At 73.9% G+C, this 17404-nt stretch carries 15 protein-coding genes; 6 read left to right on the plus strand and 9 right to left on the minus strand.

Annotation, left to right across the window (positions count from 1 at the left end):
- Positions 1–350: 350 nt before the first annotated feature.
- Positions 351–857, minus strand: a complete 507-nt coding sequence (locus VIW71_RS25080) for an ATP-binding protein (protein ID WP_331624917.1) — start codon at positions 855–857, stop codon at positions 351–353.
- A gap of 1104 nt (positions 858–1961) precedes the next feature.
- Between VIW71_RS25080 and VIW71_RS25085 the strand changes: the two genes are divergently transcribed.
- Entirely contained in the window at positions 1962–2735 is a 774-nt protein-coding gene (locus VIW71_RS25085; protein ID WP_331624901.1) for a molybdopterin-dependent oxidoreductase, read from the plus strand.
- The gene (locus VIW71_RS25090; protein WP_331624902.1) at positions 2719–3360 is read left to right on the plus strand and encodes a cytochrome b/b6 domain-containing protein; all 642 of its coding nucleotides are present in this window, start codon (positions 2719–2721) and stop codon (positions 3358–3360) included. The genes VIW71_RS25085 and VIW71_RS25090 overlap by 17 nt, the downstream gene beginning before the upstream one ends.
- Before the next feature lie 170 nt (positions 3361–3530).
- On the opposite strand, the gene VIW71_RS25095 is transcribed toward VIW71_RS25090, so the two are convergent.
- The gene (locus VIW71_RS25095; protein WP_331624903.1) at positions 3531–4001 is read right to left on the minus strand and encodes an SRPBCC family protein; all 471 of its coding nucleotides are present in this window, start codon (positions 3999–4001) and stop codon (positions 3531–3533) included.
- Positions 4002–4026: 25 nt separating this feature from the next.
- Entirely contained in the window at positions 4027–4854 is an 828-nt protein-coding gene (locus tag VIW71_RS25100; RefSeq protein WP_331624904.1) for a DeoR/GlpR family DNA-binding transcription regulator, read from the minus strand.
- A gap of 259 nt (positions 4855–5113) precedes the next feature.
- Between VIW71_RS25100 and VIW71_RS25105 the strand changes: the two genes are divergently transcribed.
- Entirely contained in the window at positions 5114–7582 is a 2469-nt protein-coding gene (locus tag VIW71_RS25105) for a hypothetical protein (RefSeq protein ID WP_331624905.1), read from the plus strand.
- Here the strand turns inward: VIW71_RS25105 and VIW71_RS25110 are convergent.
- The 4 genes from VIW71_RS25110 to VIW71_RS25125 all read right to left on the minus strand — a co-directional run bounded on the left by VIW71_RS25110 (position 7552) and on the right by VIW71_RS25125 (position 12338).
- The gene (locus tag VIW71_RS25110) at positions 7552–9972 is read right to left on the minus strand and encodes a right-handed parallel beta-helix repeat-containing protein (protein ID WP_331624906.1); all 2421 of its coding nucleotides are present in this window, start codon (positions 9970–9972) and stop codon (positions 7552–7554) included. The genes VIW71_RS25105 and VIW71_RS25110 overlap by 31 nt on opposite strands.
- Before the next feature lie 207 nt (positions 9973–10179).
- The gene (locus VIW71_RS25115; protein WP_331624907.1) at positions 10180–10797 is read right to left on the minus strand and encodes a hypothetical protein; all 618 of its coding nucleotides are present in this window, start codon (positions 10795–10797) and stop codon (positions 10180–10182) included.
- Between the two features lie 96 nt (positions 10798–10893).
- Positions 10894–11724 carry an MOSC domain-containing protein gene (locus tag VIW71_RS25120; protein ID WP_331624908.1) on the minus strand — a complete coding sequence of 277 codons (831 nt, stop codon included), beginning with the start codon at positions 11722–11724 and terminating at the stop codon, positions 10894–10896.
- Between the two features lie 35 nt (positions 11725–11759).
- Positions 11760–12338: a DUF6643 family protein gene (locus tag VIW71_RS25125; protein WP_331624909.1), complete on the minus strand. Its 579-nt coding sequence runs from the start codon at positions 12336–12338 to the stop codon at positions 11760–11762.
- 193 nt (positions 12339–12531) lie between these two features.
- Here VIW71_RS25125 and VIW71_RS25130 point away from each other — a divergent pair, with 193 nt between their 5' ends.
- Positions 12532–13650, plus strand: a complete 1119-nt coding sequence (locus VIW71_RS25130; protein WP_331624910.1) for a TerD family protein — start codon at positions 12532–12534, stop codon at positions 13648–13650.
- A gap of 7 nt (positions 13651–13657) precedes the next feature.
- Here VIW71_RS25130 and VIW71_RS25135 read toward each other — a convergent pair whose 3' ends face one another.
- Positions 13658–14839, minus strand: coding sequence for a glycosyltransferase (locus VIW71_RS25135; RefSeq protein WP_331624911.1), 1182 nt, complete (start codon positions 14837–14839; stop codon positions 13658–13660).
- Between the two features lie 180 nt (positions 14840–15019).
- Between VIW71_RS25135 and VIW71_RS25140 the strand changes: the two genes are divergently transcribed.
- Both VIW71_RS25140 and VIW71_RS25145 read left to right on the plus strand, forming a co-directional pair.
- On the plus strand, positions 15020–15811 hold the full coding sequence (locus tag VIW71_RS25140; RefSeq protein WP_331624912.1) for a glutamate racemase: 792 nt from the start codon (positions 15020–15022) through the stop codon (positions 15809–15811).
- 103 nt (positions 15812–15914) lie between these two features.
- Complete coding sequence (locus VIW71_RS25145; RefSeq protein ID WP_331624914.1) at positions 15915–16460, plus strand: hypothetical protein; 546 nt, start codon at positions 15915–15917, stop codon at positions 16458–16460.
- A 101-nt stretch (positions 16461–16561) separates the two neighbouring features.
- Here the strand turns inward: VIW71_RS25145 and VIW71_RS25150 are convergent.
- The coding region (locus VIW71_RS25150; protein ID WP_331624916.1) for an O-antigen ligase family protein at positions 16562–17404 on the minus strand (843 nt) is incomplete at its 5' end.

The following is a 17404-nucleotide window of genomic DNA, read 5'->3' on the forward strand; positions in this document are numbered from 1 at the left end:
TGGAGGGGCGCGGGCCGTGGCAGGCGCGGACTGCCGGTGACGGGCACTCGCCGATCGTCGTTCTGGGGCGGCGGTTCGCGGCCGGGAAGATCGACGAGGACGCGTACCACCACGCCGCGGGCGTGCACCTCGTGAGCACCGCCAGCGGCCTGCGGGCCAGCACGGACACCTGACGCCCGGTCCGCCGGTCCCCGTCCCGGCAGGGGCCGTGGCCCAGTACTGGCCGGCGCCGTCGACTTCCGGCCCGCCCGCGGTATGCCGGACCGGCCGCCGTCTCCCGGGAGGGAGGTGGCGGCCGGCCGGTCGCGTGGCCGGTCGCGTGCGCGGTCAGGCGATGGCTCGGGCGGCGGTCAGGCGACTGAGGCGGGGACGGGGACGCGCTCGGGGAGGGCCTGTTCGAACGGTACGGCCGTCCGCAGCGGCACCAGGGTCGGCGCCGGCACCCGCGTGGGCGTGCGCAGCACGAACCAGACCACTTTGCCGCCGTCGTCGGGCAGCAGATCCGTCCCCCAGCTGTCGCTCATCGCCTCGACCATGGTCAGCCCACGCCCACTGGTGGCGGTCGGCTCCACCGGCTGCAGGTGCGGCAGCCGCGTGTCGTGGTCGGCGACGGCCACCGTCAGGCGGTCGGCGTCCAGGGTCAGCTTGACCACGCACTGCTTGTCGGGCTTGGCGTGGCGGTGGACGTTGGCGAGCAGCTCGCTGATGCCGGTCGAGGCCGCGTCGATGAGCGGATCGAGGCGCCAGTAGCGCAACTGGGCGGACACGATGCGCCGGATCTGCTGGATCCGGTACGGGTGCGCTTCGAGTTCGAGCGCACACTCTCGGGCCGCTGACTCGGATTGGTCGGCTTGCATGATCACGGCTGCGACTCCCTCCGCGGCGAGGGCCGGTACCGCGATCGCGGGCCCGGGGCCATACGCCGCTCCGATGGGAACACCTGAGCGGAATTGCATAGAGTGACTGATGCAGTACTCCGTGATGCGTCTTCAGGGTGACTCGTGGTCCCCCGGCTCGCAACCGGGACGAACCGCTGCGCGGGGCTGGAGCGGGCATACGGTTCCCCGGCCGCGGGCGGACGGCGCGCACCGGGGCACGGGCGGCCGACGGCAGCGCGCTGTGACCGGCCGGTCCGCCGCCAACCGCTGTACCACGGCGGCCAGTTCGTTCCGTGCATCCGGCGGCGCGGGCACGCCGAGCGCCCGCGCGAAACGGCAGCTGGCTTCGGGCCGGCGTGCGTGGGCCCCGACCAGCCCGGCAGACGCGCCGCGTCCGCCGGGCGGCCTGTGGCGTGCGGCCGCACCGGCGCCCGCGCGTACGCGACCGGCCGGTCCGGGGCGGGCGGCGCACTCCGACCGCGCCCGAGCGCCGGCACCCGCGCGAACTCGTCCGCCGCGGGCAACGGCGCCGAGACCGTACGCCCGGCCCGCCCCGCGACCCGCGGGTTTTTGCCGCCATCTCGCCTCCGGGGGCTTGGACCCGGTGTCAACGGCCGACGTGCTCAGTCGCTGGTTCCTCGCTTCTTGCGCGCGTCTCCACTCTCGACACCGGCGCCCCCTTTGGCTCGATGGCTGCCGTCTCGCGGACGAACCGCGCGCCCGCGTCCGGCCCGCCCGCCGACTGTTTCGCCACCACGGCCGTACCGCCAACTCCGCGGTCCACACCGTGCGGCTGCGGACCACCGCCCGGCTGCCGCACGGTGCCGACGGCCCCGAAGCGCGAACGCATCTCGTCAACCCACCTCGTCAGCGAGGGGAAGTCGGCGCGGCGGCACCCGTACGACGGTGACTCAGCCGACTGACATGCCGTCGGGTGCGTCGCGGGCGAAGGGACTGAGAAGGGCCGGCTGGACGCGGGCCGCCCGGAGAACCCCGCACCTCACCTCCGCCCGGACATGACGAAACGCTGACGTTCCGCAACTGCCCCTGGTCACCGCGCGCCGCGCGTGCTCGAATCGCTACATGGACGACAGCGCGCCGCACCCGCTCCCCGAGGCGGAACCCCGGAATCCCGTGGACCCCGAGGAGCGGGGACGCGGCACCCCCGTGGGCCGGCGGGTCGTGCTCGGCATGCTGGGGCTCGGCGCGCTCGGTGTCGCAGTCGGCGGCGCCGTCCAGGACAAGCTGGACACCGTGCTGGCATCGGTCAGCGCCAAGGACCCCACCGGCGTGACCGGGCTGCTGCCCGGCGGCGGCGGATTCCGCTTCTACTCGGTCTCCGACTCCGTTCCGCACCGCAGTGAGGCGGACTACCGTCTGACGGTGGACGGCCTGGTCGACCGGCCGGCCTCGTACACGCTCTCCGACCTGCGGGCGCTGCCGCAGACCCGGCTGGTGCGGGATGTGCAGTGCGTGACCGGGTGGCGGGTGCCCAGGACCGCGTTCTCCGGGGTGCGGCTGGCCGACCTGCTGGCGGCGGCCGGGGTGCGGGAGGAAGCCGTAGCGATCCGGTTCACCTGCTTCGACGGCGTGTACACCGAGAGCCTCACCCTGGAACAGGCGCGCCGCCCCGACATGCTGGTGGCCCTCACCATGAACGACAAGCCGGTCACCGCCCCGCACGGCGGGCCGGTGCGCCTCTACGCCGCCCCCATGTACTTCTACAAGTCCGCGAAATGGCTGTCCGGCATCACGGTCACCCAGGACGTCCGCCCCGGCTACTGGGAGCGCTACGGCTATGACGTGGACGCGTGGGTCGGCACGTCGAACGGCCGCGGCGATGAACCGACGTCGTGAGCCGGACGCGGCCCGTCGGCTGCGCCGCTTCACCGGTGCCGAGACCTGGGTGCACCGCTCGCTGAACTGGCTGATGGGCATCTGCGTGTTCACCGCCGCCTGCCTGTACGTCTCGCCGCTCGCGGAGATCGTCGGCCGCCGCAGGCTGGTGCTCCTCGTCCACGAGTGGTCCGGCGTCCTGCTCCCGGTACCGGTCGTCCTCGGCCTGGCCTCCCGTGCCTTCCGCCGCGACGCGGGCCGGCTCGGCCGGTTCTTCCCGCACGACTGGCGCTGGCTGCGCACCTTCGTACGCACCCGCCGGCGCGAGCCGGGTCTGGCGGGCAAGTTCAACGCCGGGCAGAAGCTCTTCGCCGCCTTCACCGTCGGCTCCGTGCTGATCATGACCGGGACCGGGCTGATCATGTGGTTCCCGTGGCTGACCCCGCTGCTGTGGCGCACCGGCGCCACCTTCGTGCACGACTGGCTGGCCCTGCTCGTCGGCGTGGTCATCACCGGCCACGTCTGGCTCGCCAGCAAGGACTCCGAGGCCCGGCGCGGACTGCGCACCGGGTACGTGTCGGGCCGGTGGGTCCGCGAGGAACACCCGCTGTGGCGGCCGGAACCGCCTCCCGAGCACCGCGAGTAGCCGGCGAGGGTTGCGGTCCGGCCACCGCGCAGCCACCTGCAGGCCACCGGCACGTCGGCGTACGCGCATACCTTCCGGAGTATGACGACGTCTCAGGTGACGCGGCCCGCGACGGGGAACGCTCGGGCGGCGATGCCCGAGGCGCCGGCCTCCGGGCCCGAGCCGTACGCTCACAGGTTCCGGCGGTCCAGCTTCTGCATCGCGGTCCGGAAGGAGGACCGCAGGACCGGGGTGAGCAGCCGTAGGAAGCCCGCCGTCGCGGGCGCCGGGTCGACCGCTATGGTCCACTGGACCAGGCTGCACCCCGCGGCCGGTTCGACGCGCCACTCCTCCAGCATCGCCCGTACGCCGGGGCGGTTGGTCGCGTCGGCACGGTAGACATACCGCCCGGGTTCTTCGGCGATCAGCACCGTCTCCTCGAAGCGGAGGCCGCCGGAGAGGACCACATGGCGTCCCGCCTCGGTCGGGCGGGCGTACTTCACCGCCGCGAACCACTCCGACCAGCCCGGGGTGTCCTCGGCCAGCGCGTGGTAGACGGTGCCGGGCGGCGCCGCGACGGCGGCGGAGAAGACGAGCTTTACCGGCGCGGTGCCGAGGAAGTCCAGTCCGACCGCGCGCAACTGGTACTTGAGGCGAGCCATGGCCCGCAGGCTACGCGCTTCGCGGTCAATTGTCTGCGGGCGGCTCACCCGCGACGATCAGGTCCGACAGGTGCTCGGCGATCTCCTCGCGGAGCACCTCGGGAATGCCCGCGTCGGTCACCAGGGTGTCCACGTCCTCCAGGGAAGCGAACGAACTCAGGCCCACTGTGCCCCACTTGGTGTGGTCGGCGATCACCACGACGCGGCGGGCCGACCGTACGAACTGGCGGTTGGTCTCGGCCTCGGCCAGGTTCGGCGTGGACAGGCCCGCCTCCACCGAGATGCCGTGCACGCCCAGGAACAGCAGGTCGAAGTGGAGCGACTGGATGGCGCGGTCGGCGACCGGCCCGACCAGTGTCTCGGACAGGGTCCGCACCCCGCCGGTGATCACCACGGTCGCCGAGCCCTCGCTGCGGCTGTTGCCCCGGCGCTGCCCGGACTCGAAGACGTCCGCGACCCGCACCGAGTTGGTGACCACCGTCAGCTCGGGCACGTCGAGCAGGTGGTGGGCCAGCGCGAAGGTGGTGGTGCCGCCGGCCAGCGCGATGGCGCTGCCCGGGGGGACCAGGGCGGCGGCGGCCCGCGCGATGGCCTCCTTCGCGCCGAGTTCCAGCCCCGACTTCGCCTCGAAGCCCGGCTCGTGGCTGCTCGCGTCGACCACCGGCACGGCGCCGCCGTGCACCTTCTCCACCACGCCCTGCCGGGCGAGTGCGTCCAGGTCCCGGCGCACGGTCATGTCGGAGACGTTCAGCCGACGGGTCAGCTCGTTGACGCGCACACCGCCCCGCCGCCGCACCTCGTCCAGGATCAGCGCCCGCCGCTGTTCCGCGAGGAGGTTCTGGTTGTCGGTCACCCGTGACCCCGTCCCGTCCGTCTCGTTGTCCGCCGTGTGCGCCACGTCCCGCTGCCGCCCGGGGCCGCCGAGGCCCGCGGTGGCCGGTGTGCTGCGGTCATCCTTCCACGGCAGGCGAGGGCGGGTGTACGGCGGATGACCGGTCCGTACCGCTTGTGATCGCCCCGCGTCACGATTACGGCACGGCCGTCGGGAACGCGGCTGCCCGGCCTCCGGAGCGGGCACCACACCGGGTAAGGGACGACGATCGGGGGCGGCAATGACCGTTGAACTGGACATCAGGACGGCCGTGAGCCCGCCGCCGGCCCTGGAACTGCTGGTGCACGGCGTGGGCGGCACCACTCCCGAGCGGATGCTCGGCGACCCGCGCACCGTACGCCTGGCGGGCGACGAAACGGCTGGAATCCATCGCCGGTCGTGTGACGCGGACGCCGAACAGCACCCCGAACGGCATCAGGACGAGCCGGTGCAGGAGGCGTACTGCTGGTCCAATCTCACCTCGGGCAACGGCAGTCGGGCACTGTGGCTGCTGCTGCTCCCGTTCATGATCGCCAACCTCGCGCACTGGATGCGCCCGCCCTCGGTGCGCACCCGTCTCGCCCGCGGCTACGAACTTCTGGTCCGGCTGCTCGCCCTCAGCCTCACCGTGCTGCTGATCGCCGCGGTCTGCGAAGTGGCCCTGGACCTCGTCGGCTGGCAGTGCGCCGGCCGCGCGGGATGCGCCCGCGACAAGTCGTGGCTGGGCTTCGCGGCCGTCGAGCGCGGCGGCTGGTGGAGCGAGCCCGGCCGCCGGCTCGCCCTGGCCGCCGCCGCGCCCGTCGCCCTGACCGCCCTGCTGTGGTGGCTCTCCCGCCGCACCTGGTCCGCGTACGAGTCGCAGCGCCCCGCCGACCGCCCCGCCCCCCAGCCCGGCACCCCCGCACTGGCCCTGCCCGGCTTCTGGTACGGGCGCCGGTCCGTCGCCCGGCTGCGGACCGCGCACACCGCCGCCGCCCTGCTCACCGTGACCGCCGCCTTGTGCGTGCCCGCTCTGCGGTACGACACCGGCCGTCCAGGAGCGCTGCTGCCCGCCGTCGGCTGGTCCCTCGCCGGGCTGACCGCACTGCTCGCCGTGGCCGCCGTCGGCGTGGTGTGCCGCGCGGACCGGACCGAGACCGGGATCGACGACGCCACCGACCACCTCACCACCCGGGTGCTGCTGTCCGGCTCGGCCGGCACGCTGCTCGCCGCCGCCCTCTACGGCGCCTGGCACCGCGGCTCGTGGGTCTCCACCGGGCGGCTGCCGTCCGCGCAGACCTTCACCACGCTCACCGTCGTGCAGGGCGTGCTGGTCGCCGCCGTCGGTATCGCCGCCGCGCTGCTGCACCGCACGCCCCCGGCGGACTTCGAGGACGGGGGAGTGGCACTGCGCGGGCTGGCCGGGCCCGCCGTCGCCCTGCTGGCCTGCGCGCTCGGCGGGGTGCTCACCGGCGGTGTGGCGCAGCGCGCCGCCGACTGGCTGGACGGCGCCCGCACTCCGGGTGAGCACGGCAGTTCACTGGCCGGGCCGCCCGCCGTGCTCACCTGGGAGGCGTCCGTGATCCCGGTGGTGCTCGCGCTGCTGCTGGTGGTGTCCGCGGCTGTCGCCTGGCGACTGCGGCGGCGGCAACGGGCGCTGCACCGGGAGGTCGAGGCGATGTACCCGGAGGCGGAGCACCACCCCGCCAGGACCCGGCAGATCGCGAGCGCCGTCGCCCGCGCCGGGCTCACCGACACCGCGCCGCTGCTGATCGCCGTGGTGTGCGCGGCGGCCTTCGCACTGGGCGCCGGCGCCGTCGCGGGCGCCTGGGCAGGGGGCGGCACCCCCGGCGACGAGGCAGCGGACGCGCCCGGTGTGCTGCCGGCGGTCGCCCGTACCGCGCAGTCGCTCGGCTCCTGGCTGGTCGGCGCGGGAGTCGTCGCCCTGGTCACGCTGGGGCGGCGGGCCTACCGGGACGCTTCGGCCCGCCGTACCGTCGGCATCCTGTGGGACGTCGGCACCTTCTGGCCGCGTGCCGCCCACCCCTTCGCGCCGCCCTGCTACGCCGAGCGCGCTGTCCCCGACCTGAGCTGGCGGATGGCCTCCTGGACCGAGCGGACCGGCGGCCGGATCATCCTGTCCGGGCACTCGCAGGGCAGCGTGCTGTCGGCCGCTGCCGTGTGGCAGCTCGACCCCGCGGTACGGCGCCGGGTCGCACTGCTCACCTATGGCTGCCCACTGGCCCGGCTCTACGGGCGCTGGTTCCCCGCGTACTTCGGACCGGCCCGGTTACGCGATCTCCACGACTCCATGCACACCTGGTGCAACCTGTGGCGGCGCACCGACCCGATAGGCGGCCCGGTCGGCATCGGTTCGGCCGGCCAGGCCGTCGACTGCGGGCCGTTGCCGGACCCGGCCGCCTACGGTCGCAGCACCCGCCACCCGCTGCCCGAACCGATCCTGGGGCACTCCGACTTCCAGGCAGACCCGTCCTTCGCACGGCAGCGGGCCGCGCTGCTGCGGCGGCTGCCGCCGGCGGCCGGGGCAGTGCCGGTGCAAGGGGGGCCGGGCGAATCGGATGAGAGCGGCGCGGCTGGGATCGGGGGGGCTGAGAGCGGAGGGGCTCGGGCCGGCGCGGCTCGGGGCGGAGAGGCGGACAAGGGCCTGGGGCGGGGCGGTTCCGCCGACGGCGGGCCCGCTCAGGGCAGCTCGGGCAGATCCTCCGGGTAGAGCAACTGCAACTCCTCGTGGGTCGGTTCGGCGACGTGGGCCAGGCGCACGGCGTGGCGTTCCACCATCGCCTCGAACGTCTGCCGGGCCGTCCGGCCGTTGCCGAAGCCCGGGCCCCGGGGAACGGCGCCGAAATACTTGAGCAGCGCCTCGCCGGTGTCCTCGCCGAGCTGGTACTCCTGGTCCGCCGCCTGCGACTCCACGATCCGGAGCAGTTCCTCGGCGCTGTAGTCGCCGAAGGTGACGGTCCGGGAGAAGCGGGATGCCACACCGGGGTTGGAGGTGAGGAAGCGCTCCATCTCCTCGGTGTACCCGGCCACGATCACCACCACCGCGTCCCGGTGGTCCTCCATCAGCTTCACCAGAGTGTCGATCGCCTCGCGCCCAAAGTCCCGTCCGGCGTCCTCCGGCGCGAGCGCGTACGCCTCGTCGATGAACAGCACCCCGCCGCGTGCCCGGTCGAACGCCTCCTGGGTACGGATCGCGGTGGAGCCGATGTGCTCGCCGACCAGATCGACCCGGGCCACCTCCACCAGGTGCCCGCGCTCCAGCACGCCGAGCGAGGCCAGGATCTCGCCGTACAGCCGCGCCACCGTGGTCTTGCCGGTGCCGGGGGAGCCGGTGAAGACCAGATGGCGGCGGGCGGACGGGGCCTTGAGCCCGGCCTGCTCGCGGCGGCGGCCCACCGATATCAGGTCGATCAGCGTGCGCACCTCGCGCTTGACGCTGTCCAGACCGACCAGCGCGTCCAGGTCGCCGAGGACGGTCTCGCTGTCCCGGGCGGGCGGGGCGGCGGGCGGCTCGGCGCTCAGGGACGCCGTCGGCGCCGAGGTCCGCTGCACCGGGACGCCGCCGAGCAGCCCGTACGACTGTGCGGCGGTCGTCTGGGCGGGCGCCGCGGGCCCGAGGTGCGGCTCCTCCTCGGTCGCGGCACCGTCGCTGGTGCACTCCTCGGTGACCGGGCCCGGTTCGGCGAACTCGTAACCGCCGCGCGCACAGCGCTCGGTACGGCACCGGGTCAGCGTGGACCGGCACCCGTCGATGATGTGGAACCCGTAGCCGCGGCTGCCCGTCACTCGGCACCCGTTGAAGGTGCCGCGCCCCTCCGCGGAGACGTAGATCCCGGATTCCGCGGAGTTGGTGACCGTGCAGCGCTCCAGCGCAGGGTCGGCGCCCTTGGTGACGATCACCCCGGTCGCGGTGGCGTCGATGGTGACCTGCGCGAGGGTGCCGCCGCTGCCGTGGTCGCGGAACCAGGCACCGGTCGCCGCCTCCTTGATCCGGCAGTCGTCCAACTGGATGTTCGCACCGTCGCTCACCGACACCGCCGTATTGCGGATCTGCGTGAAGTCGCTGTCCACCACGTCGGCGCGCGAGCCGCGGTCCAGCACGAAGAGCGCGTCGGGCACGTCGTGCACCCGGCAGGCGTCCAGTATGGCGACGGCTCCGTCGCTCACCCACACCGCCGGGTAGTCGCCCGTACTGTCGTGGATCTCGCAGTGGTTGGCGTCGGCGCGGGTGCCCGGGTCCCAGACCGACAGGCCGTTGCGGCCGAAGCGGCGGACCGTGCAGCGGGTGAGGGTGAGCACCGAGCGGGCCCGCAGATCGACGGCGTTCTCCGGTATGTCGTGGATGTCGCAGTCGGCGAGCGACAGCACGGCGTCGGTGTCCAGGCTGATGCCGTCGCCGGTGGTGCGGTGCACCTGGCAGTCGGTGAAGTGGCCGGTCGCACGGGAGGAGAGCTGCACGCCGGCACCGCGGATCTCGAACACCTCGCAGCCGACCGCCTCCAGGGAGCTGTGCTCGCCGGTCACCGAGAGGCCCGCGCCGGCGGTGTGGTGGACGCGGCAGCGTTCGAGTCGGGGACCCGCGCCGCCGCGCACGGATATGCCGCTCTGGCCCGCCGCCACCACCTCGCACTCCTCGAACAGGCCGCCCGCGCCGTCCAGCACGCTGATGCCGAGCCCGGCCGGATTGTCCACGCTGCAACGCCGCACGGTGGGGCGGGCGTTGTCGCGTACCTCCAGGCCCACCGCGGAGCGGGTGCTGATCCGCAGACCGGACAGCTCCGGCGCACTCGCCTCCACCAGCAGGGCGGCGGCGGAGATGTCCTGGCCCTCGATCAGCAGGCCGTGTACGGACGCGGCGGCCCGTACGGTGAGCGCGACACCGGACGCGGGCGCGATGCGCACGGTGCCGGGTCCGTCCGTGCCGCGCAGTGTCACGGAACGGTCCAGCACCAGGTTCTCCCGGTAGGTGCCGGGGCTCACCGACAACACGTCTCCGTCGCCCGCCGCTTCGAGGGCGGCGGCGAGTGTGTCGTACTCTCCCGTGCGGCGGCGCCACCGCGAACTGCTCGGGTTGGTGACCTGTACCACACCATGTGCCATCGGGCTGCTCTGCCCCCACCTCTTGCGTCGGCCGACCGGGGATCAACCGTAGCGCGAGCGGGGGCATGGTCGTGACGCGCACCGGGTGCCGGCACAGGTCACAGGAGTGGCCGGGCGGCCACGTCTCGCGCACGCCGAGTGCCCTCTCGGCTGGTACGCCGACCGTCGTGCCATCACCTCTACGCCGACCGCCGTCCCGACCGTGCGTCAACCACCCGCGCCCATACGGCCCCAGTCCTGGCCGACCCGGGCCCACTCCCGCTCCCAGGAGTCCAGTCGGCGCACCATCAGGCGCCACAGGAAAATCTGACGGGATATCAGCAACAGACCGCCCGCCGCGGCGGCGGCGGCCGTGCCCGCCAGTACCGAGTGCGTCGTGGCGGTGGTGCTGTCCAGCGGGGGCGTCACCAGCTCCCCGGTGTGGTCGGTCCACAGCAGGATCTTGCTCTTGTGCCACACCTCCAGGTCCACCGGGACGGTCGCGGTGTGCACCGAGCGGTCGGGCGCGGTCCAGCGCAGGCGGTCGCCGCGCCGCGGGTCGGAGTTCCGGCCCTCCGCCGCGACGGAGGAGGCGCCGGTCGCCGGCTTCCTGGCGGCCGGCAGCGCGGTGGCCGTCACCAGCGTGCGCTCGGCGCGCTGGGTTCGGACCACCCGTTGCAGGTTGCGGTCGACGGAGTGGCCGGCCCACCAGCCGAGGAGCGGCACAGTGCAGAAGAGCACCGCGGTGACCACACCGAGCCACGCCTCGACCACATCGGTGCGCCGGCGCAGCGGATTGCGCCGCCACCGCCACCCGAGCTTGCCGACCCTCTTGCGACGAACCACTGGCGGTCACCCCCTTCACCCGTTCAACTACCGCAAACGGCGCGATTCATGCACACGCTCATCTTCGGGAGTGCGGGGGTGACGGGCACCGCCGCGTTACTCCACCCTGGTCAACGGATCACCCACGCGCAGGGTTCCGGAATGCTCGGGAATCAGATTCTGGCCGAAAAGCAGTTGTGTGCCGAAATTACGATGCCGTCCCAGCGTACGCAGCGGCTCCTTGCCGCGCTCGCCGGTCGACTGATCGGTGGTGGTGACCACGCATCGCCCGCACGGCTTGGCCACGCGGAAGGTGATCCCGCCGATCCGCACCCGGTGCCAGTCGTCCTCGGCCCACGCCTCGGTGCCGTCGACGACGACATTCGGCCGGAACCGGTTCATCGGCAGCGGGCCCTCCTGTGCCCGGTCGCCCTGCGCGATCAGCGAGTTGAGGGAGGCAAGCGAGGCGGTGGCGGTGACCAGCAGGGGAAAGCCGTCGGCCAGACTCACGGTGTCGCCGGGCACCGCGAATCGGGGGTCCACCGGCCGCCGGACCGCTGGCTCGTCCAGGTGCACCAGCCGGACGGGCACGTCGCCGAGGCAGGCGCGGAACCAGCCGTCGGCCGCCTCGCCCACCGGAAGCACCTCGACCTTGCCGGAGAAGATCCGCACCGTCTCCAGCGGCCCGGACGGCGGCACCGCCACATCGAGTGCCGGCCGGCCCGGCGCGCTCAGCCGCAGACCGCCGCCGACCGCGAGTTCGGCCGTCAGCAGCGCGAGGCGCGGTTCCTCACGCTGCGTCAGGGCCTTTCGCGTCCGGGCGTCGATCAGCATCCAGCGGCGGTCCCCCGTGAGCCCCCACGGCTCCACGACCGCCCCCTGCGTGCTGACCCCACGCAGCGACTTGACCGGATAGATGTGCAGTGCGCTCACTACTGGCGTGGTCATACGACCATCCTGACAGGCGCACCTCCCCCGTCGGTTCAGCCCTGGTAGTACCCCTGGCCGAGGTTGCGCCGCGGGTACTGGTCCTCCGGGTGCCCGCCGGGCACCTGCCGCGGCGGCATCGGGCGCGGCGGGACCGGGCGCGCGGCCTCGTAGCCCGAGGGCGACGCCTGCGGCGGCTGCGCCGGATAACCGGCGCCGTTCCCGTATCCGTTGGCCGAGCCGCCACCGTTCGGAGAGGCGCCGTTGTACGCGCCCCCGTTGTACGAACCCCCGTTGTACGCCGGGCGCGGGGCGGCCTGCTGCGGGATGTACGGCGCGGGCGCCTGCGGGTGGTTCGGCGCCGGGTAGCCGGTCTGCGCAGGCTGCGGGTACTGCGACGGCGCCGACGGGCCCGCCGGCAGGGCCGGGAGCGCGGCGGGCAGGGCCGGCAGGTTGCTGCCGCTGCCGAAGGAGTTGTAACTCCCGGAATCGTACGGAGCGGGCACCCGGATGGGGGCGATCTGCGGGGTGCCGCGTTCGGCGACGAGGCTGTCGTAGATCGGGGTGTCCGGGAAGGACGATGAGGAGGAGTAGCTGCCGTAGCTGCCACCGTACGAACCGCGGGGGGTGGTCATGAGCCATAAGTTAAGCCCACGATGTGGTCGTTGGGGAGACCGATTAGAAGGTTGTTTTGCGTGCGGTGCGTGACCTCTGGTCCCCAATATGAGCGAACCCCCGGAAAACGGTCAGGTCCCTATGATCTGATCAGGTAAAAGGCGTGCGTCCGAGTGGTTACAAGGATCTCGGCGCACCGGGGAGGGGAAGCCGATGACGCCGGGTGCCGGAAAGGACGTGCCGTTACCCACGGCCGTCCTACGGGTCGAGTTCGGGCGCCGGGCGGGGCCGGGGACACCGCGTACCGAGGGATGCGCGCTGTTGCGCGCAGCGGACGGTTCGGCGCGCGGTCCCGGGGATCTCGTGCACCCGGGAGCGCCCGCGCACCCGTCGGGGGCGGTCCGCCACGAGGGGTGCCGGGTCAGCGGGGGGACCGCGGTCGACACCCTTGTGGTCGATCTTGGCTCACTCGAAAGCGCGGTCGTCTCCGTGCTGCTGGTGGCACGGGGCGCCGGGCAGCCGCCCGGGCCCGTCCCCGGGATGTGGCTGCGGGTCGCTTCGGCCGGGGGCCAGGCGGCGCGCCTCCACCACGCGGGAACGGCCGGAGAGAGCGGGTACGTACTCGGCGAGTGCTACCGGACCGGCGGGGGCTGGCGGTTCAGAGCCGCGGGGGAGCGGTCGCTGCCGCAGGTTCCACCGGTACCGGCGCCGGTACGGCCGCCGCCCTCCGGACCGTCCACCGTCACCCTGACCGAGCAGGCGCCGGCCGTGTCACTCGCCTGTCAGGGCGGTACGGCCGGCGCGCTGCGGATCGGCCTCGACTGGCGGCTCGCCCACGGACAGGGGAGCGCGGACGGCCTCGGTCTCGACCTGTGCGCGCTGTTCGAACTCTCCGACGGCGGCACGGGCGTCGTCCAGGCGCTCGGCGGCGCCTTCGGCTCGCTGCACCGGCCGCCGTTCATCCTGCTCCACGGCGCCGAGCCCACCGGCTCCCCCGGCACCGGCGAGCACCTGACCCTCAACCTCGACCACCTCACGTACTTCCGGCGCGTCCTGGTCTTCGTCACGCTCCATCAGGGCGCCCCCAGCCTCGCCGGACTGCGCGCCACGGTGACACTCGCGCCCGAGCACGGCGCCGCCGTGGACTTCTCCCTCGCCGAGTGCACGGTCCCCGCCACCGTCTGCGCACTGGCCCTGCTCACCCGCGACGGCACGGACCTGGTGGTACGGCGCGAGGCCCGCTACCTGGTGCCGCGCCGCGGCGTGAGCCCGCAGAGGACCGCCGACTACGCGTACGGGTGGGGGCTGAACTGGACGCCCTCCCCCGAATGAGGGCCGGTCAAGGGGCGGTGGTGTCCGGCTGCGGGGCGGTGTCCGGCCGGGAGTAGGTGCGGCCCTTCCAGGCCGCGCCCCGGCCCCGGTAGTGCTCGAACGCGGAGTCCACGGTCATCAGCAGGTACAGCGAGGCCGTGTACGGCAGCAGCGGGGCCAGCCACCGCGGCTGTCCGTAGTAGCGGAGCATCGGCAGATATGTGCCCGTCATCAGCGCCCAGGCCGCCACGCCCAGCGCGCACAGCGGCCACGCCCCCGCCAGCGCGCCGCCGATCGCGGCGAGCGGCGGCACCAGGTAGATCAGCGCGAGGCCGAGCACCGTGCCCGCCAGCACGGCCGGGTTGTGACGCAGTTGGGCGTAGGCGCTGCGCGCGACCATGCGCCACAGTTCGGCCAGGTCCGGGTAGGGCCGGACGCTGTCCACCCGTTCGGCCAGGCCCAGCCAGATCCGGCCCCCGGAGCGCTTGACCGCTCTGGCCAGCGCCACGTCGTCGATGACGGACTGCCTGATCGCGTCGGGGATGTTCGCGGCGGTGACCGTGGAAGAGCGGATCAGCACGCAGCCGCCGGCCGCCGCCGCGGTGCGGGAACCGTGCCTGTTGATCCAGCGGAAGGGATAGAGCTGGGCGAAGAAGTAGACGAACGCGGGGACGATGAGGCGCTCCCACCCCGTCTGCACGCGGAGCCGGGCCATCTGCGAGACCACGTCCAGGTCCGCGGCGACCGCAGCGGCGGTCAACTCCCGCAGGCTGTCGGGGCGGTGGGCGATGTCGGCGTCGGTGAGCAGCAGGTACTCGGCAGCGGTGCGTTCCCGGGCCAGCGCGATGCCGTGACGCACGGCCCACAGCTTCCCGGTCCACCCCGCGGGCGGCTCCCCGGGCGAGGTCACGGTCAGCGGCAGCCCGCCGTGCCGCTCGCGCAATTCCGCCGCGAGGCGCCCGGTCCCGTCCGTGCTCCCGTCGTCCACCAGGAAGATCTCGGCCTCTCCGGGATACGACTGGACGAGCAGCGAGGTGAGGCTCACCCCGAGCACCTCGACCTCGTCCCGCGCCGGTACGACCACCGCGACGCTCGGCCAGCGCGCCGGTTCCCTCCTGGCAGGCAACCTCACATCGGTCCGCCAGAACATCCCCTGCCCCGCGAGCAGCCACACCCACGCCGCCACGGCGATCCCCGCAACCCCGGTCATCACGTCCACCCGGGAAGTCTCCCACCGCCGCCGGCGGTTCCGCGGTGTCCCCGGGAAGCGCGTCGCCTCCTTGGCTCTACCGCTGCGGCGGATCGAGGCAGCCCGGCGGTTCCCGCGGCGCCCCGCGTCCGGAGGCCGGGCTTCCGGGGGGCTTCGCCGCGGGGCGTTTATGGTGGGGGCGTGAGGATTGGGCTGGTGGACTCGGGGATCGGGTTGCTTGCGGCTGCGGCCGCGGTGCGGAAGATGCGGGGGGACGCGGACCTGGTGCTGGCGTCGGACCCGGCAGGGATGCCGTGGGGGCCGCGCAGCGCCGAGGACGTGACGCGGCGGGCGCTGGAGTGCGCGCGGGCGGCGGCCGAGTGCGGGGTGGACGTACTGATCGTCGCGTGCAACACGGCGACCGTGCACGCGTTGCCCGCGCTGCGCGCCGCCTTCGAGCCGGACCTGCCGGTGGTGGGTACCGTGCCGGCGATCAAGCCGGCCGCGGCGACCCACCGGGCCGTGGCGATCTGGGCGACCCCCGCGACGACCGGCAGCGCATACCAGCTCGGGCTGATCGCGGAGTTCGGCAACGGTGCCGAGATCACCGAAGTGCCCTGCCCGGGCCTGGCCGACGCCGTACAGAACGCGGACGCCGCCGCCGTGGCCCTCGCGGTGAAGGCGGCCGCCGCGCTGACGCCGCCGGACGTCGGCGCCGTCGTCCTCGGCTGCACGCACTACGAACTGGTCGCCGACCACATCAGCGGCGCCGTACCGGGCGCCGTCCTCCACGGTTCCGCGGACGCCGTCGCCGCACAGGCGCTCCGCAGGCTGGGCGCTGACTGCCATCCCCCCGACGGCCGCCACGGCACGCTCGACGTCATCCTGAGCGGCCGCAAGGGCGAGCTCCCCCCGGCGGCCCTGGCCTACCCGGAAGGCGCGGCCCTGGCGAAGGCAGTGGCCGGTCGGGGACACACCCCCGGAACCCGGTGACCGCCGCGCACCCCGAACGACGCCTTACCACGAAAATGCGGCGCCCGTCACGTCGTGACGCGGATCGCTGGCACAACCGCGGGCAATGAGTACCCTTCGTGGCATGACGCACGCTCCCGGGCCGGAGACCGGCGCGCCCAAGGTATGGACGGGACGGGCCACCAACCGTATGCAGTGGGTGCTCGCCGCGGCGGGTGCCGCGTGCCTGGCGCTGGGCATCGAGCTGGCGGTGGCGGGTCCCGACGCGTCCGGGGTGGCGCCGCTGGTGATGTCCGTGGTGGGCTGCCTGGCGGTGGGGCTGCTCGTGCTGTTCGGCACGATCGCGTTCACGCACGTGCACGTCCGGATCGACCGGGACGCGGTGCACGTGCGTTGCGGCCACATCGGGCTGCCGAGACGCCGTATTCCGCTGGACCAGGTGAGCGGCTGCCAGCTCGCCCCGCTGATCAGCCCGCGGAGCTGGGGCGGGTGGGGGTACCGCTGGCGCCCTGAGAAGGGCACCGCCGTGGTGGTACGGCGCGGACCCGGCGTGGTGATCGAGCTCGGCGGCGGCCACCGGTTCACCGTCACCGTGGACGACGCGGAGGGCGCGGTCCTGGCCATCCGGGCGTGGCTGCGGCAACGCACCCGATCGGTCGGAGGCGCGTAGGTCGGGCGCGGCACCCGTACGAAGGCGGGCGGATCTCCGTCCGCACCGCAGGCACGCGGCACGGAGGCTGCCCGTACCCGTAGGGAGAAACGCGCCGCGCCTCACTCCTTCGGCGGTACCGGTCCGCGGTCCTCGTCCCCCAGGGGGCGCGCCGTCGCCGTGCCGGCCAGGAAGCCGGCGCCCGCCGTCACGACGGGGTAGCTCAGTACGTGATCGACGGTCGCCAGGATCGCCAGGCCGGTGAGGGCGGCGCCCGCGGTGAGGACGACCGGTGTGGAGCGTGAGGAACGCCACAGGGTGCACAGCAGCCAGCCGTAGGCCACCGCGAGCAGCGCGGCGCCGGGGAGGCCCTGTTCGGCGGCGAGCTGGAGGGGCGCGGATTGCGGCGACCCCTCGGTCGGCGTGGTGGAGGAGGCCGGCGCGCCGCTCTCGTCGGCGAACCGCTCGGGGCCGACGCCGCGCAACGGGTGCCGTTCAGCCAGGCTGACCGCCTGGTGCCACAGGTCCACCCGGGGCTGGGTGAGCTGGCCGGTGAGGGACTGCGACAGGCCGGCCGGGAGCGCGTCGACGGCGACCGCGTAACTCCCGCCGACCGCGAGCGCCGCGGCCAGTGCCAGGCCGGCCAGCCCGAGCAGCCGGTGCCGCATGCGGGCTGCGGCCAGCGAGGACAGGGTGATGGCGATCCCGGCGGCGAACCCGGCCGCGGAGCCCAGTGCGAGCGCGGTGACCGCCGCGCCGACGCCGGTCAGCCGCAGCCCGAACCGCCGCGCGCGTCCGGGTGCGGCCCACGCCGCGCAGCAGGCCGCGCCGACGGCGAGAACCAGCAGCGCGGCGTCCGCGTTGGGGTAGCCGAGCGGCGGCGCGTCCGGGGACTCGGACAGCCGCGACGGCGGTACCAGGACGAGAGCGAGTACGGCCGCGGCGGGGACCGCCGGCGCGAGGAC

The sequence above is a fragment of the Streptomyces sp. genome (genome assembly GCF_036524955.1).
In the GTDB taxonomy this organism is placed as follows: domain Bacteria; phylum Actinomycetota; class Actinomycetes; order Streptomycetales; family Streptomycetaceae; genus Actinacidiphila.